Here is a 16297-nt window from a genome sequence, read left to right as displayed (position 1 = left end):
CCCTGTAACGGGGAGAGGCCAGCAGCTGTCGGGATTACAGAACCAGCCGGTAGTTGCGGAAGCCGTCCGCACCTTCGCCGGCGTCTTCGATCTTCACGCTCTTGACCTGGTCGAGGAAATCCTTGGCCTTCGGGGAGCTCTGGAACGTCGCCGTCGCGCCGGACAGCGGCGTGAAGGTCCAGTTGCCGTCGGCGGTCGGATTGATCGTGCCCTGATCATGGACATAGCGCACGATGACGTCGCGGTTGGTGTCCGGCGCCTGATAGACGACCTTGTCCGCGGCGATCTCAGGGAAATTGCCGCCGCCGCCGGCGCGGTAGTTGTTGGTCACGACCAGGAACTTCTGCGCGACGTCGATCGGCTTGCCGTCGAATTGCAGGTTCTGGATGCGGTTGGCATCGGCATTCAGAACCTTGCCGTCATCGCCGAAGCGGCGCGGCTGCGAAAGGTCGATCTGATAGGTGACGCCGTCGATGACGTCGAAGTTGTAGGACGGGAAGCTGTTGTTGATGAGATCCGCATCCTTGGCGCCCAGCTTGACCTGGTTGAACATGGCCGCCGACATTTCCAGCCAGTTCTTGACCTGTGCGCCGTTGATGACGACGGCCTGCACGGTATTGGGATAGAGGTAGAGGTCGGCGACGTTCTTAATGGCGATATTGCCGGCGGGAACGTCCGTATAATAGTCGGCGCCGTTGCGTCCGCCGCACTTGAAGGGGGCTGCCGCGGAAAGAACCGGCAGGTCCTTATACTGCGTTTCCTTCAGCATATTCTTGATGTACCAGACCTGCGCCTGGCTGACGATCTGCACCGACGGATCGTCGGCCACCAGCGCGAAATAGGAATAGAGCGGCGCGGAGGTCTTGCCGACGGGCGTGCGGACATAGGTCAGCGTCGCCTCATGCTCGGCCTTTGCCGCTTCCACCACTTCCTTCTTGTCGGCGACGTCGGCGATGACCTTCTTCTTGTCGTCGCGGTGGTAGATCGGCCGCGCTTCGGAGGTGAAATCCACGATCTTCCAGCTCTTGCCGTCCTTCTCCAGAAGCAAGTCGATGAGGCCGAGATGCGAGCCCCAGAAGCCGGCCATGACGGCGGGCTTGCCATGCAGCGTTCCCTTGACCGGATCGGCGTCCTTGATGCTGTCCCAGGTCTTCGGGCCAGGGAAGACAAGATGCTGGTGGCCGGTGAAGACGGCGTTGATGCCATCGACCGCCGCGACATAGAGCGAAGCGTTTTCCATCTTCTCGCTCGGCCCGCTGCCGTCGATGCCGGAATGGGAGAGGGCGATGACGATGTCGGCGCCTTCGGCCTTCATGACCGGGACCCAGGCCTTGGCGGCTTCGACGATATCGCGCGTCTGCGCCTTGCCTTCGAGGTTCTTGATGTCCCAGAGCATGATCTGCGGCGGCACGAAGCCGATGAAGCCGATCTTGATCGGGCTTTCATTGCCGGCGCCGTCCTTGATCTTCCTTTCGAGGATCAGATAGGGCTTGAAGAACAGGTCGTCCTTCGTCGGGTCGGCGGCAAGCTGCCCCTTGGTCAGGTTGGCGCAGACGAACGGGAAGTTCGCGCCGGCTAGCACCTTGAACATGAAGTCGAGGCCATAGTTGAATTCGTGGTTGCCGAGCGTGCCCACGGAATAGCCGAGCGTGTTCATCGCCTTGATGACCGGATGGACGTCGCCATCCTTCATGCCGTGCTGATAGGCCATGTAATCGCCCATCGGATTGCCCTGCAGCACGTCGCCATTGTCGATGAGGAGCGAGTTGGTGGCTTCGGCGCGAATATTGTCGATGATCGTCGCGGTACGAGTCAGGCCCATCGTGTCGTTCGGCTTGTCGGCATAATAGTCATAGGGGAAGACGTTGACGTGAATGTCGGTCGTTTCCATGAGGCGCAGATGCGCCTGGTTGCCGGCGGCGCGGGCGGCGAAAGGATGCAGCACGATCAGCGCTGCCGCAGCACTCAGGCCTTGCAGCAGGGAACGGCGCGACATGCTGGGCAAATCCAGAATGGAAGACATAAGACACTCCTTCAACGATGGGGCTATAAGTCCGTCGATCATCTCTCGGGCGAGGGAGATTAGGACGATTTTCGAAGGTGTGCACCAGGAATGTGACAGGCTTATTGTGGATCGTAGCCGGCTTGCACCGGTATTCGATCAGCGCTTGAGAACCGGCTTTATGTCCTTGTGGAAAAAGCGGAAGTAGGACGCGACTTTCGCCGACGCGTTGGACGAGCGATCGAACTCGATGCCGATGCGGCCGTTATGAGCCCAGCGCACGAAACCATCCAGGAGGCCGATATCGTCGCATTCGACGCGAACCTTGCTGCCTGCGGCCGCATAGAGTGGCGACTGCAGATCGAGAGCAATGCCGCTGGTGGAAATATCGACGACGCGGCCAGCCACGAGCTTGGTGAAATAGCGGACTTGGCCCATCAGCCGTGCATGATGGCGCGGCGAACCTCGCGTCTTGATTTTCAGATTGCCCTGGACAGGTGATTTCGAAGAGAACTGCATGATGTTATCCCGGCTCATACATCTTTTTCCCCGCCTGGATATCAGGTGAGCATTGAGAGCTGCTTAGGATAAACGCTAAAATTGTAGCCGGACGTCCCGAATCGGTACCGGAATCGGTGGTGAACCCGGCCAGCTATACGAATGTCGAGAGGGCAGAACATGCGCATCGTTTCTTTGAATGCATGGGGTGGCCGGCTGCATGAGCCGCTTATACCTTATCTCGCCGAAGTCGATGCAGATGTCCTGTGCCTGCAGGAAGTGGTCCGCACGCACGACGCGCAATCCGAATGGCTGGTCTATCGCGATCACGGAATCGAACTCCCGCAGCGGGCCAAACTCTTCGACGAACTCAAACTTGCTTTGCCGGCTTACGATGCATTTTTCCTTCCGGTGGCGCGAGGCGATCTCTTCGATGGCGACCGCCGGTTTTCCTCTGAATTCGGCCTGGCGACCTTCGTGCGCAGGAGCTATCCGATCGTCGCTCAGGCCGCTGGATTCATTCATGGTGAATTTTCGGCCGATGGTTACGGACCGCATCCGCGCTCGCGCAATGCCCATTGCATCCGCCTCTTCGACTATCAGCGCGGCTATCCCATCACCATTGCCCATATGCATGGCCTGCGGGATCTGGAAGGCAAGGGCGATACGCCGGAACGTCGCCATCAGGCCAATGCGCTTGTCGAGTTGATCCGTCAGGTGAAACACGACGGCGACCGGCTGGTCGTCTGCGGCGATTTCAACGTGCTGCCGGGCAGCGAGACCTTCGAAATCCTCGGTACCCTGGGCCTTGTCGATCTTGTTACTTCACGAGGACATGACGACACGCGCACGTCTCACTATCGCAAGCAACCCCGTTTCGCTGACTACATGCTGGTGACTGCGAATGTCGAAGTGATCCATTTCGATCCCGTGGCCGAGCCCGAGGTCTCGGATCACCGCGCATTGCTGCTGGACCTGCGCTGACGAAGATCACAGGCCGACATTCGGCCGCTCGATGATTTCGCGCAGTGCAAAGCTGGAATTGATCTTCACCACATGCGGCAGCGCGGAGAGCCAGTCGCGGTGGATGCGTTCGTAGTCTTCGAGATCCCGCGCGGCAACGCGCACTATGTAATCGTATTCCCCGGACATGAGATAGCAGGCAAGCACGTTCGGACAGCGTTTTACCGCCGTCTCGAATTCCGACAGCGTTTTGGCGAACTGGCCTGACAGCGAGATGTGCACGAAGGCGATCATCTTATAATCAAGCGCCTTTTGCGACAGATGCGCATGATAGCCGTCGATAACGCCGCTCTTTTCGAGGATATCGAGCCGGCGAGAACAGGCTGAGGGCGAGAGGCCGACCTTTTCGGCCAATTCCGCGTTGGTGATCCGTGCATTCTGCTGAAGCATCCGTAGAATCGAATGATCTATGGCGTCGAGGTCAGACATTCGAAGAACTTTCGAAAAAACTCCTGTTCGCGCAATAAATCATGAAAAATGACCGCCGCGCAAATCGTCTTTGCAAGGACATTGCGGGGCGGAGGTGGTCTGATTTCCAGCGGAGAAAACGAAAGACGCAAAAGCATTCGAGGAGGAATGAAATGCGCGTTGGTTGCCCGAAGGAAATCAAGAACCACGAATATCGCGTCGGCCTGACGCCGGCGTCGGTTCGCGAATATGTCGCCCATGGCCACGAGGTCTGGGTCGAAACGAAGGCCGGTGCCGGCATCGGCGCCGACGATCACGCCTATGTGGCCGCCGGAGCTAAGATCGCCGCAAGCGCTAAGGACATTTTCGAGAAGTGCGACATGATCGTAAAGGTCAAGGAGCCGCAGCCCTCCGAATGGGCGCAGCTCCGCGAAGGCCAGCTTCTTTACACCTATCTGCATCTCGCACCCGATCCGGAACAGACCAAGGGCCTCCTTGCTTCAGGCGTAACGGCCATCGCCTACGAGACCGTGACCGACGAACGCGGCGGCCTGCCGCTGCTGGCGCCGATGTCGGAGGTCGCCGGTCGTCTGTCGATCCAGGCGGGCGCAACGGCCCTGCAGAAGGCCAATGGCGGCCTCGGCATCCTGCTCGGCGGCGTGCCGGGCGTGCTGCCGGCCAAGGTGGCGATTATCGGCGGCGGCGTTGTCGGCCTGCATGCCGCCAAGATGGCGGCAGGGCTCGGCGCCGATGTCAGCATCCTCGATCGCTCGCTGCCGCGCCTGCGGCAGCTCGATGACATCTTCAACGGCCGGGTCCACATGCGCTATTCCAGCATCCAGGCGCTGGAAGAAGAAGTCTTCTCCGCCGATCTCATCATCGGTGCCGTGCTGATCCCCGGCGCCGCCGCGCCGAAGCTGGTGACGCGCGAGATGCTGTCAGGCATGAAGAATGGCTCGGTGATCGTCGATGTCGCCATCGACCAGGGCGGTTGCTTCGAGACCTCGCATGCGACGACGCATTCCGATCCGACCTATGTGGTTGAAGGTGTCGTGCATTATTGCGTCGCCAATATGCCGGGTGCGGTTCCCGTCACCTCGGCCCATGCCTTGAACAATGCCACGATCTATCATGGCCTTGCGCTCGCCGATCGCGGCCTGCGCGCCATCGCGGAAGACAAGCACCTCCGCAATGGCCTCAATGTGCACAAGGGCCGTATCACCAGCCGGCCGGTGGCCGAGGCGCTCGGCTATGAGGCCGTTGCGCCCGAGAGCATTCTGAACGTCGCGTAATATCAATCAAATGGAGGCGCCGGCATCGGCATAGGCCGGCGCCTCCACCTTATCGATGCGGCACTGGTAGCAATTGTTGCGCGCCGAGCGGACGTGGACATAGGCGATGTCGGGGCGTTCCAGCAGCGAAGCCGCATAGGTTGCGATATCGTCGGTCGGCGTTACGGCGCCGGTTCCGTAGACGATGCGATCGTTCTTTCCATAGCCGCGCACGATGAAATCCCGGCTGGTCGTCAGCACGGGCGGCAGGATTTCTTCCGCTCCGTAGCGCCGGCACGGTGTCTTGTGGAGGAAGATCGGACCCGTTTCCGCGTAGGGCTGCAATTCGGGGAAGGGGCGATAGGCAAAGACGAACAGCGCTTCACCGGCATCGATATTGCGCAGGCAGTGGCGGCAGGGATGGCCCGGACCATCTGAGATCATGGTCTCCGGCTGGTGACCATAGGCATCGGTGCCGCCGTTCCAAAGAGTTTCGGCGTCGGACGTGGGCATGGCTGCAAAGGCGATGGAAAGCATGGCAACACTCCTTTCGAGATTTGCCATGTTATGCTCTGGAGCGAGATGCGAAACCACCCGATTCCTGCTGGGTCGACGAGTCAGCTTTTCTTGGCGAGCTCCAGCAGTTCCTTGTCGCTGAGCGGCCTGACGATGCCTTCGCCGGTCGAGATCGGCGAGAAGCCGAACATCTGGTAGAGCTGCAATGCCCGCGGATGATCGAGATTGTTCGTCGTCGTCACGATGCGTTGCGGGTTCAGCGTCCATATGGCGTAGAGCGACTGCAGCAGGAACCATTTGCCGATACCGAGGCCGAGCGCATTTTCGATGAGGCCGAAATGGCTGAGCTCAATCGTCTCCTCGTCCTGGCGGAAATATTCGAAGAATCCCCCCGGAGCGCCGTTGACGTAAAGCACGCTGATATCGTTGCGCTGATCGTGAAGAACAGCGGCCAGTTGCTCGTCGGAGAGGCGCAGCCGCTCCACCCAGTGCCAGCGGGCACCCACCTGGCGATAGAGATAGCGATAGAAGGGCAGCGGAATAGTAGGCGAACGCATGATCGCCGTCTGGATGTTGACCGGCACCGGCAGGCTTGCCTTGGGCGGCGCGGTCATTTCCAGTCGGGTGATATGAACCTTGATGGACGAGGGTGTCTTCACGGCCAGCACGCTCAATCTTGACCGGTGACGATGGGGGTATCCGTCCGGCTGCCCCATTCCGACCAGGAGCCGTCATAGAGCTTGTTGTTGCCATGGCCGAGGGATTCGAGCGCCAGCGTGATGATGGCGGCGGTAATGCCGGACCCGCAGGTCGTCACAACTGGCTTTTCGAGATCGATGCCGGCCTTCTCGATCGTTTCGCGCAGTTCCGGCAGCGACTTGAACTTGCCGTTGGTGGCAAAGACGCCCGAGGGCAGGTTTCTCGCTCCCGGCATATGGCCCGAGCGCATTCCTTCGCGCGGCTCAGGCTCTGTTGCCGCAAAACGGCCGGCGCTGCGGGCATCGGCGATCTGCAGCGAACGGCTGTGGACGATTTCTCGCATCTCGTCGAGCGAAACGACGCGGCTGCCATTGAACTTGGGTTTGAAGGTTGCGGGTTCGAAGCCGGGCAGCGCCGTCTCCAGCGGCCGCTCTTCGGCCTTCCAGCCATCCAGACCGCCATCGAGCACGAAGACGTTCGGCGCACCCATGACGATGTGGAACAGCCACCAGACGCGCGGCGAGGCAAACAGGCCGGGACCGTCATAGATGACGATGCGATCGGTCTCGCTGATGCCGAGCTTGCCGACCTCGGCCGCGAAAAGTTCGGGCGAGGGGACCATATGCGGCAGGTTGGTCGAATGGTCTGATATCTTGTCCTGGTCGAAGCGGATCGCGCCGGGAATATGTCCGCTGGCATATTCAGCATCGGCATCACGCTTCTGCGCCGGCAGATAGAAGGATGCGTCGAGGATGCGCAGGTCCTTGGTGCCCAGCTCGCCTTGCAGCCAGTCGGCGGATACGACGAAACGGCTCTTGTCCGCTGCCATGATGATCACTCCCTGCTATGGTTTATTGGTCTTGATATCGAGATATAGGCGCTTGCGCGGTCAATTCTCGTCGGCCGGCGTGCCGAACCGAATGCGGAAGCGTCGGTTTTCCTTGCCCTTCTTCTCGATCTTGGCGATGTGGATCGCGCCGACCTCCTGCGTCTCCGACACATGCGTGCCGCCGCAGGGCTGGCTGTCGACGGCCGAATCCTCGCCGATGCAGACGAGGCTGACACGGCCAAGGCCCATCGGCGGGCGTACATTCTTAGATTTGACGATGCCGGGATTGGCAATCAGCTCTTCGTCCGTGATCCAGCGGACGAAAACGGGATGGTTCTCGTTGACAAGCGCCATCATCCTGGCCGTCACTTCATCCTTGTCGATTGTCTCGCTCATGTCGAAATCGACGCGGCTTTCATCCTCGCCGACGGCCGCGCCCGTAATCGGATATTGGCAGACCACGGAAAGCAGATGGCAGGCCGTATGCATGCGCATCAGCTTGTAACGGCGCGCCCAGTCGATGTGCAGCACCAGCTTCTCGCCGACGATGGGCAGGGGCTGATTTTCGAGCGGCACGTGGATGATGATGTCCTTGATCGGCCCATGCTTCGTCTGGCCGAGCATGATCCTGGAACCGTCGCCACGCTCCAGGAAACCCGTATCGCCCGGCTGGCCGCCCGAGGTGGCGTAGAAGCAAGTCTGATCGAGCTCGATGCCCCCGTCTTCGTGAATTGCGGTTACGACTGCTTCGGCGGTCGAGAGATAGAAATCATCACGGTAGAGGGCATTGACGGTCATAAGATCACGCTGTTGTTTCGTATGGGACGGCGATTTCAGCCCGCTTTTCGAGATAGCCCGGCAGCGGCAAGCCCTTCGACTTCAGGAAATCGGGATTGAAGAGCTTGGACTGGTAGCGATTGCCGTAATCGCACAGGATGGTCACGATCGTATGTCCGGGGCCGAGATCCCTGGCGAGGCGAACCGCACCGGCGATGTTGATGGCGGTCGAGCCGCCGAGGCACAGGCCCTCGTGCTCGACCAGATCGAAGACGTAAGGGAGTGCTTCGGCATCGGTGACCTGATAGGCGAAATCGGGCGTGAAACCTTCCAGGTTTGCTGTGATGCGACCCTGGCCGATGCCTTCGGTGATCGAGGAGCCGGAGGATTTCAGCTCGCCATTCTTGTAGAATTCATAGAGGGCAGCACCTTCCGGATCGGCGATGCCGATCTTGATGTCCTTGTTGAAAGCATGCAGGCCCATGGCGACGCCCGCAAGCGTGCCGCCGGAGCCGACCGAGCAGATGAAGCCGTCGACCTTGCCTGATGTGTCGGTCCAGATTTCCTTGGCGGTCGTCTCGATATGCGCCTGGCGATTGGCGACGTTGTCGAACTGGTTGGCCCAGATCGCCCCGTTCGGCTCGGTCTTTGCCAGCTGTTCGGCAAGCCGGCCCGAGACCTTCACGTAGTTGTTCGGGTTCTTGTAGGGGACGGCGGGAACCTCGACCAGCTCGGCGCCGAGCAGCTTCAGCGCGTCCTTCTTTTCCTGACTCTGGGTTTCCGGAATGACGATGACGGTGCGGTAGCCGAGCGCCTTGGCAACGAGCGTCAGGCCGATGCCGGTATTGCCGGCCGTGCCCTCGACGATGACGCCGCCGGGCCGCAGCAATCCCTTCTTCTCGGCATCGCGGATGATATAGAGCGCGGCGCGATCCTTGACCGATTGGCCGGGGTTGAGGAATTCGGCCTTGCCGAGAATGGTCGAGCCCGTCGCCTCGGAGGCGCCCTTGAGCTTGATCAGCGGCGTATTGCCAATTGCTTCGAGGACGGACGGATGGACGGTCATTGGAATCTGCCTTCTGTTCGCAACTACTGTAAGAACGGTCTTTTCCCTTCACAAGGCGGCATAGGCAAGAAATTCTGTTCCTCGCTATTTGTTCGTGCCGCAAAATTCGACTTGGCAGCCTTCGTTGGCCGAAGTCTGCCGTATGGCGCGCCAGTCTCCATTCGGTGACATTGTTTTCCCCGTTGGGCCGCCAAACAGGCCGAAAGCGGCCACAATGATACGCTATCTCTAAAATGCCACGGACGGCCGCGGTAAAGCGTTTGATTCAGGCGGCCGCCAGCCAAGGAGAAGAGCCATGAGCCCGTTCATCGCACGTCCTGAACACGGAGTCGCCTGGATTACCGGCGCCAGTTCCGGTATCGGCCGCGCGCTGGCGTTGAAACTGGCGGAGGAAGGCTACAAGGTTGCCGTGACTGCCCGCAGCCATGACAAACTTCTGGCCTTGCAATCGGAGGCAAGCGCACTTGCAGGCAGCATCGTCGTGCTCGACGGCGATGTGACCGATGCCGAGGACATGGAACACACCGTCGCGGCCATCGAATATCAGCATGGCCCCGTCGCTTTGATGGTCCTGAACGCCGGCATCTATCTGCCCGCGCGCGGCGAAGACCTCAATCACGAGGCGTTCGAGCGCAGTTTTGCCGTCAATCTTCATGGCGTCGTCAACTGTCTCGTTCCGGCGGTCCGGCATATGCGTGCCAGGGGATACGGCCAGGTTGCCCTCGTGTCTTCCGTCGCAGGCTACGGCGGCCTGCCCGGCGGCGCTGCTTATGGGGCCAGCAAGGCCGCGCTCATCAACATGGCCGAAAGCTTGAATTTCGAGCTCGATCGCATGGGTATCCGTATCCAGCTCGTCACTCCAGGCTACGTCGATACGCCGTTGACGGCAAAGAACAAGTTCGAAATGCCCGATATAGTGTCGGCGCAGCAGGCAGCCGATGCGATATCAGCCGGATTGAAATCGTCGGCCTTCGACATCAGTTTCCCGAAGGGGCTGGTCTTCCGGGCAAAGCTTCTGAAGTTTTTGCCCTATAGCCTCTATTTCCGCGTGCTGAGATATTTTCTCGGCATCGGTCATAAACGCCGGTCCGTCGGTCCGCGCGTGACCCCGCATCCGGCGGAATAGCGCCGCCATCCATCCTTTTTCAGGGACGCGTGGGCATCTGATTTATGGCTGCCGGAACCCGTATGCGATGTCTGTCGCAAAATGGTTCCACCAATGCGCGTTTCATCGCGAAATGGCACCCGCAACTCTCGTGAGGAAATCTGGATGCGGTTTGTGATATAAGGGGTGCTTGTCACTGTTCTGTAATGCAAATTCGCTAGCAGTCCACCCGATTGACGGCCCAGAATTGACAGGCGGGGAAGATTAACATGGCGGAAATCCGCATCGAACAAGTTCGCAAGGCCTATGGACGCAATCAGGTCGTCCATGGCGTCGATCTGAATTTCCGCTCGGGCGAATTCGTCGTCATCCTCGGACCTTCCGGCTGCGGCAAGTCCACGCTGCTGCGCATGATCGCCGGCCTCGAGGATATTTCCTCGGGCGAGATCGTAATCGACGGCAAGGTGGTCAATCAGCTCGAGCCGCGCGAGCGCGGCTGCGCCATGGTCTTCCAGAACTACGCGCTCTATCCGCACATGGATGTCGCCGCCAATATGGGCTACGCGCTCAAGGTCGCCGGCGTGCCGCGCGCCGAGCGCGATCGCCGCATCAAGGAAACCGCCCGCATCGTCGGGCTTGAAGATTTCCTCACCCGTAAGCCGGCCGAGCTTTCCGGCGGTCAACGTCAGCGCGTCGCCATGGGCCGCGCCATCATCCGCGAGCCGAAGGTCTTCCTTTTCGACGAGCCGCTGTCCAACCTCGATGCTAAGCTGCGCGTGCAGATGCGCGTCGAGATCCGCCGCCTGCACAAGCGCCTGTCGGCGACGTCGGTCTTCGTGACGCACGATCAGGTCGAGGCCATGACGCTCGCCGACAAGCTCGTCGTTATGTACAAGGGCAATGTCGAGCAGGTCGGCACGCCGCTCGAGGTCTACAACACGCCGCGCACCCGCTTTGTCGGCTCCTTCATCGGCTCGCCGGCCATGAATTTTCTGGAAGGTACCTTCGCGGCCAACGGCGAGCAATTTATCTTCGACGGCATTCCGATTGCCATCGATGCCAATATCGGCAAGCGCCATGCCGGCCAGCCGGTCGCCCTCGGTGTCCGTCCTGAGCACGCGCGTCTCGTTCCCGCTGGAACGCCCGGCGCTATCCCGGCAACCGTCGATTTCGTCGAAGAACTCGGTGCCGGCCGCGTCATCCATTGCGACATCAATGGTTCGAGCTTTGCCGTTGCGGTCGCCGACCACACGACCGGCCAGACCGGCCAGTCCGTCGCGCTGGAGCTGCCGCAGCAGCACACGCATCTCTTCGCCCGGGATACCGGCCTGCGGCTCGACGCCGTCGCTTCCGTCACACCGCTCAAAGTGCTGGCAAGCTGATTTCAAACATAACTTTTCAGCAGGTGCGCCCGGAAGTCTTTCCCGACTTCCGGGTTTTTTATTTATGCGGCCATTTTTGTTGGTGCCGTCATAAGAGTCCCTTCGCGGAGAGAAGGGACCGGCTCGCAATGGCCGCACCCCAAGCAGGGCGCGGCAGATAAACAGATTACTTCTCGGTTGCGATCAGGCCGCGAACGAACCAGCGCTGCATCAGGACGACCACGAGGAGCGGCGGCAGCATGACGATCAGCGTGCCGGCCATGGCGATGTGCCATTCCGGAAGACCACCCACGTTTGGGATGAGCGACTTGAGCTCGTGTACGGCCGTCACATGCGCGGGATCGGTGGTCACCAGCAGCGGCCACAGATACTGGTTCCAGGCCCAGAGGAACATGATGGTGCCGAGTGCGGCCATGTTGGTGCGCGACAGCGGCAGCAGGATGTCGATGAAGAAGCGCAGCGCTCCGGCGCCGTCCATGCGTGCGGCCTCGGTCAGCTCCTCCGGTATCGTCAGAAAGAACTGACGGTAGAGAAACGTTCCGGTCGCGGTCGCGACCAGCGGCAAGATCAGGCCGATCGAGGAGTTAAGCAATCCAAGATTCAGCGAGACCTCGATGCCTGTTACTTTTTCGATGAGCCAGGTGATGCCAGTAACGTCAAGAATCCCCTGGAAGGGCGAGAGTACGTTCGCTGCGACCGCATAGGTCGGAACGATACGCACTTCGAGTGGCAGCATCAGCGTTATGAAGATCAGCCAGAAGATGAAATGGCGGCCCGGATAGCGAAAATAGACCAGCGAAAAAGCCGTGATCGCCGAAATGATCACCTTTCCCGCCGCAACCCCGGAGGCGAAGATCAGGCTGTTCAGCAGCTTGGGGCCGAGATTGGCTGTCGTCCAGGCTGTCTTCATGTTGACCCAGAAATCCGAGCCGGGGATCAGCGACATCGGCACTTTGTTGACGTCGGCGATATTGTGCGATGCGGCGATGGTAACGATGGCTATCGGTCCCACGGCCACCACGAAGCCGAGGAACAGGATCAGATGGGTGAAGAAATTAAGGATAGGTGTGCGCTCGACCATGTCAGCCTCAACGGTAATGTACGCGCCGCTCGATGAAGCGGAACTGGAAGACGGTGAGCACGATGATCAGCAGCATCAGAATGATGCTCTGCGCCGCCGCGCCGGAAAAATCGAGTCCTTTGAAGCCATCGGAATAGATCTTGTAGACCATGAGATTGGTCGAGTTGTGCGGGCCGCCTGATGTCATGATGTCGACGATGCCGAAAGAATCCTGGAAGCTCTCGGTGATATTGATGACGAGCAGGAAGAAGATGGTTGGCGTGATCAACGGGAACTGGACGTCCCAGAAGCGACGGAGCACGCTGGAGCCGTCCATGGCAGCTGCTTCGATCAACGAACGAGGAATTGCCTGGAAAGCGGCCAAGAAAAAGATGAAGCTGTAGGCGATATATTTCCACGAGAAGGCGGCGATGATGCAGGCCATGGCGGCGTTGCCGTCGAGGCCCGGATCCCAGATTCCCGGCCACCACTGATTGACCACGGCAATGAGGCCGGCTTCGGGCGCCAGGATAAAACGGAAGGCCATTGCCGCTGCGGGCGCGGCGATGCCGTAGGGCCAGATCAGCACGACACGGTAGATTTTCGAACCGCGCAGCTGACGGTCAGTCAGGGCTGCGAGGATCAACCCGCCCACCATGGAAATGCCGGTGCTGATCACCGCGAACGTGATGCTGATTGTGACCGAGTTCCAGTAGTCCGCGTTGGCAATAATAGATTTGAAGTTATCGAGGCCGACCCAGATGTTGCCGCCGCCCCAGGGCTGCTGCAGCGTCAGCGACCAGAAGACTGCCTGACCGGCCGGCCAATAGAAAAAGGTGAAGATGAGGAGCAGCTGCGGCACTGCGAACAGGATGCCGACGCTCCATTTGCTGAAAGTTATGCGCTTTTCCATTGTCTCTTCCGGCTTGGTATCCCGATGCCACGCTTGCTCTCATAACGAACGTCCGCCGGGAAACCCCGGCGGACGCTGTCTGTCCGTGAGCCGTGCTGCTTACGGCAGCTGCTTGCCCTTGTAGGTGGCTGCGAAGCGGTCGAGGACGGCGTCGCCGTTCTTGACCAGGTTGTCGATGCCTTCCTGGACGCTGACCTTGTTGGCGAAGATGGCCTGCATCTGGTTGCCGAACTCGGCGCGGATCTGCGTGAAGCTGCCGAGGCGAACGCCTCGGGTGATCGGGGTCGGCTCGGAAGCGGTCAAGCTGGCGATCGCGACTTCACGGCCCTTATAGGGAGCCTTATCGTAGAAGCCGGAGGACTTCATGAAGTCGAAACCGGACTTCTTGACCGGGATGTAGCCGGTGTTGGTCGACCAGAACAGGGCGGTCTCGGGCTTACCGATGAAGTCCAGGAACGCGGCAGCGCCCTTGTATTCGTCAGCAGACTTGCCGGAGAGAACCCAAAGCGACGCGCCGCCGACGAGCGAATTCTTGCGCTCGGTACCGGCATAGACCGGAAGTTCGGCCACATCCCAGTTCATGCCGGCTTTCTGGGTCTTGGTGATCGAACCGTGATCGCCGACCGACGTCATGATCATCTGGCAATCGCCGGAAGCAAAGGCCTGAACCATGTCCTGGCCGAGATCCTTGGACTTGATCTTGATGAGGCCCTGGTCGTACCAGCTCTTGAGGTCGGTGACGTACTTGACGAACTTCGTCTTGTTGACCGTCAGGCGGGCGTCGAGGCCGTCATAGCCGTTGTTCTTGGTGGCAACCGGCTGGTCGTGAATAGCGGAGAACTGCTCCATCAGCTGCCAGCTTTCGTTGCCGGAGATGTTGATCGCCATCGGGCAATCATAGCCGGCGCCCTTCAGGGCCTTCATGTCTTCGGCAGCTTCTTCCCAGGTCTTCGGAGCGGCGGTCTTTCCGATCTTGGCGAACGAGTCCTTGTTCCAGTAGAGCAGGGCGGTCGACGAGTTGAACGGGAAGGAGAGCAGTTCGCCCTTGGAGGTGGCATAATAGCGGGCGATGCCCGGGAAATAGTCGTCCCACTTAACCTTGTAGCCGTTTTCGGACATCAGCTTGCTGACGGGGTAGTAGGCACCCGAAAGCATCATGGTGGCGGTACCGACGTCGTAGACCTGGACGATTGCCGGCTGCTTGCCGGCGCGGAAGGCGGCAATGGTGTTCTGCAGCGCGGCGTCGTAGTTGCCCTGGCTGACGCAGGAGACTTCATAATCCTTCTGGGAATCGTTGAAGTTCTTGCACAGCGTCTGAACGACGCGCTCCAGGTCGCCCGACAGGCCGAACCAGAAATCGAACTTGGTCGGAGCAGCGGCAGCAGGCAAAGCCAGCGCTACGCTCATGACGCCGGCGGCGGCGGCGGAAATGCAGTTTTTAAGTTTCGACATAATCCCTATTTCCTTTTTGAAAGCTCGGAACCGGTGGTCTTGCGCAAGTCCGCGGTAGCGGCGTTATAGACAAGCTGTGTGACAGTTTGTTGAGAGCAAGAATCCCGTATCGCCGGGCATTTTCGGCCAAAATCAGGGATTTCAGGTGGGCCGATCTTTGAACGATCAAGTATTTGAGTCAATGCTAATCAAGGCGTGCAATATTGGATGGTTCGCGTTGAGCTTGTTGCTTGGTCGTGAACCAAAGGTTGGCTTGCTTGCCGCCCGCCCGAACGGTGATGCATGATCGCTTCGGGACGAATCCGGAAAAGCATGGGAGAAGGGATCGATGGATCTCAGCGAACGACAGAAGATGGCGGCGGGGGAATGGTATTGCTGCTTCGATCCCGAACTCGACGGCTTGCGCTGGCAGGCCCGAGAAGCCGTGCATCAGCACAATACGATGCCGCCGGTCGAGCGCAGCAATCTCGGACCGGCTTTGGCTGCACTCTTTGCCGATGTCGGCGAGAATGTTTTCATCGAGGCCCCGTTCCATTGCTCCTATGGCATCAACATCTCGCTCGGGCGTCGAGTCTATATGAATGCCGGCTGCACCATTCTCGACAGCGGCAGCGTTCGCATCGGCGATGGCAGCATGCTGGGGCCGGGCGTCCATATCTATTGCGCCGAGCACCATAAGGATCGCGAGTTGCGCGGCGCGGGCATCGAAATTGCGCGGCCGGTCACCATCGGCAGCAGCGTCTGGATAGGCGGCGGTGCGATCCTTGTCGGCGGCGTGACGATCGGCGATGGCGCAATCATCGGCGCGGGATCGGTCGTGACCAGGGATGTCGCAGCCGGTGCGACCGTTGTCGGCAATCCCGCCCGCTTGATCGGCGCAAGGTGAAAGGCTAGTTCGCCGGCCGGCGCTTCTTGGCCCACCATACGGCGAAGCGACGCCGCCAGCGGCGAACCAGAGGCATATCATGCGAGAGCACGATGAAGCCCAGCGGCAGCATCCAGAAGCCGAGTACCGGCAGGAAGCCGAGCAGGCCGCCAAAGATGAGCGCAACGCCCACACCCAGGCGGGCGAGGCGGGATCGGGGCAGGGGAATTCTCACGGAGCCGAAAACAAGCTCGCGGGTTGAGGGATCAATGCCGAAACGGCGGGTTTTCCGGCCATTTCGATCGGCATTTTCTGTCGTCTGGCTTTGGTCGGTCATCCACAGGAAATGGTAAGGCGGGGAAATAATGCAAGAGAATTCGATTTTTTTGAAAAAACCGCTTGGCAAATCGAGAAAGCATTTGTAGAAGCCC

The 16297-nt window shown here is 59.9% G+C and carries 17 protein-coding genes; 5 read left to right on the top strand and 12 right to left on the bottom strand.

The features are described from left to right. Positions 1–34: 34 nt before the first annotated feature. Positions 35–2023 carry a bifunctional 2',3'-cyclic-nucleotide 2'-phosphodiesterase/3'-nucleotidase gene (locus HGP16_RS06285; RefSeq protein ID WP_168839125.1) on the bottom strand — a complete coding sequence of 663 codons (1989 nt, stop codon included), beginning with the start codon at positions 2021–2023 and terminating at the stop codon, positions 35–37. 138 nt (positions 2024–2161) lie between these two features. Further along, positions 2162–2539, bottom strand: a complete 378-nt coding sequence (locus tag HGP16_RS06280) for a PilZ domain-containing protein (protein ID WP_246703232.1) — start codon at positions 2537–2539, stop codon at positions 2162–2164. A 141-nt stretch (positions 2540–2680) separates the two neighbouring features. On the opposite strand from HGP16_RS06280, the gene HGP16_RS06275 reads away from it, so the two are divergent. Beyond that, the gene (locus tag HGP16_RS06275; RefSeq protein ID WP_168839124.1) at positions 2681–3484 is read left to right on the top strand and encodes an endonuclease/exonuclease/phosphatase family protein; all 804 of its coding nucleotides are present in this window, start codon (positions 2681–2683) and stop codon (positions 3482–3484) included. Between the two features lie 6 nt (positions 3485–3490). Here HGP16_RS06275 and HGP16_RS06270 read toward each other — a convergent pair whose 3' ends face one another. Then, positions 3491–3952: an Lrp/AsnC family transcriptional regulator gene (locus tag HGP16_RS06270; RefSeq protein WP_120663731.1), complete on the bottom strand. Its 462-nt coding sequence runs from the start codon at positions 3950–3952 to the stop codon at positions 3491–3493. 152 nt (positions 3953–4104) lie between these two features. Between HGP16_RS06270 and ald the strand changes: the two genes are divergently transcribed. Continuing rightward, positions 4105–5223, top strand: coding sequence for an alanine dehydrogenase (gene ald / locus HGP16_RS06265; RefSeq protein WP_168839123.1), 1119 nt, complete (start codon positions 4105–4107; stop codon positions 5221–5223). 6 nt (positions 5224–5229) lie between these two features. On the opposite strand, the gene HGP16_RS06260 is transcribed toward ald, so the two are convergent. The 5 genes from HGP16_RS06260 to HGP16_RS06240 form a co-directional block, all read right to left on the bottom strand. Next, positions 5230–5739 carry a DUF1203 domain-containing protein gene (locus HGP16_RS06260; RefSeq protein WP_168839186.1) on the bottom strand — a complete coding sequence of 170 codons (510 nt, stop codon included), beginning with the start codon at positions 5737–5739 and terminating at the stop codon, positions 5230–5232. Positions 5740–5819: 80 nt separating this feature from the next. Beyond that, positions 5820–6434: a GNAT family N-acetyltransferase gene (locus HGP16_RS06255; protein ID WP_168839122.1), complete on the bottom strand. Its 615-nt coding sequence runs from the start codon at positions 6432–6434 to the stop codon at positions 5820–5822. Beyond that, complete coding sequence (gene sseA / locus HGP16_RS06250; protein ID WP_168839121.1) at positions 6389–7246, bottom strand: 3-mercaptopyruvate sulfurtransferase; 858 nt, start codon at positions 7244–7246, stop codon at positions 6389–6391. The genes HGP16_RS06255 and sseA overlap by 46 nt, the downstream gene beginning before the upstream one ends. Before the next feature lie 60 nt (positions 7247–7306). Further along, the gene (locus tag HGP16_RS06245) at positions 7307–8044 is read right to left on the bottom strand and encodes an alanyl-tRNA editing protein (protein WP_168839120.1); all 738 of its coding nucleotides are present in this window, start codon (positions 8042–8044) and stop codon (positions 7307–7309) included. A 4-nt stretch (positions 8045–8048) separates the two neighbouring features. Beyond that, positions 8049–9089 (bottom strand): cysteine synthase A, encoded by a 1041-nt coding sequence (locus tag HGP16_RS06240; RefSeq protein WP_168839119.1) that lies wholly within the window; start codon positions 9087–9089, stop codon positions 8049–8051. Between the two features lie 295 nt (positions 9090–9384). On the opposite strand from HGP16_RS06240, the gene HGP16_RS06235 reads away from it, so the two are divergent. Then, positions 9385–10215, top strand: a complete 831-nt coding sequence (locus HGP16_RS06235; protein ID WP_168839118.1) for an SDR family NAD(P)-dependent oxidoreductase — start codon at positions 9385–9387, stop codon at positions 10213–10215. A gap of 248 nt (positions 10216–10463) precedes the next feature. Then, the gene (locus tag HGP16_RS06230) at positions 10464–11576 is read left to right on the top strand and encodes a sn-glycerol-3-phosphate import ATP-binding protein UgpC (RefSeq protein WP_168839117.1); all 1113 of its coding nucleotides are present in this window, start codon (positions 10464–10466) and stop codon (positions 11574–11576) included. Positions 11577–11742: 166 nt separating this feature from the next. Here HGP16_RS06230 and HGP16_RS06225 read toward each other — a convergent pair whose 3' ends face one another. The 3 genes from HGP16_RS06225 to HGP16_RS06215 all read right to left on the bottom strand — a co-directional run bounded on the left by HGP16_RS06225 (position 11743) and on the right by HGP16_RS06215 (position 15001). Then, positions 11743–12657: an ABC transporter permease subunit gene (locus tag HGP16_RS06225; RefSeq protein ID WP_168839116.1), complete on the bottom strand. Its 915-nt coding sequence runs from the start codon at positions 12655–12657 to the stop codon at positions 11743–11745. A gap of 7 nt (positions 12658–12664) precedes the next feature. Next, on the bottom strand, positions 12665–13549 hold the full coding sequence (locus tag HGP16_RS06220) for an ABC transporter permease subunit (protein ID WP_168839115.1): 885 nt from the start codon (positions 13547–13549) through the stop codon (positions 12665–12667). A 99-nt stretch (positions 13550–13648) separates the two neighbouring features. Further along, positions 13649–15001, bottom strand: a complete 1353-nt coding sequence (locus HGP16_RS06215) for an extracellular solute-binding protein (RefSeq protein WP_168839114.1) — start codon at positions 14999–15001, stop codon at positions 13649–13651. Positions 15002–15329: 328 nt separating this feature from the next. On the opposite strand from HGP16_RS06215, the gene HGP16_RS06210 reads away from it, so the two are divergent. Beyond that, the gene (locus tag HGP16_RS06210) at positions 15330–15887 is read left to right on the top strand and encodes a sugar O-acetyltransferase (protein WP_168839113.1); all 558 of its coding nucleotides are present in this window, start codon (positions 15330–15332) and stop codon (positions 15885–15887) included. Positions 15888–15891: 4 nt separating this feature from the next. Here HGP16_RS06210 and HGP16_RS06205 read toward each other — a convergent pair whose 3' ends face one another. Continuing rightward, a complete protein-coding gene (locus HGP16_RS06205) occupies positions 15892–16203 on the bottom strand; it encodes a hypothetical protein (RefSeq protein ID WP_168839185.1) in 312 nt (103 codons plus the stop codon). Positions 16204–16297 lie beyond the last annotated feature (94 nt).

The sequence above is a fragment of the Rhizobium sp. P40RR-XXII genome (assembly GCF_012641405.1).
Taxonomy (GTDB): Bacteria; Pseudomonadota; Alphaproteobacteria; order Rhizobiales; family Rhizobiaceae; genus Rhizobium.
This window is presented reverse-complemented; position numbering and strand designations above follow the sequence as displayed.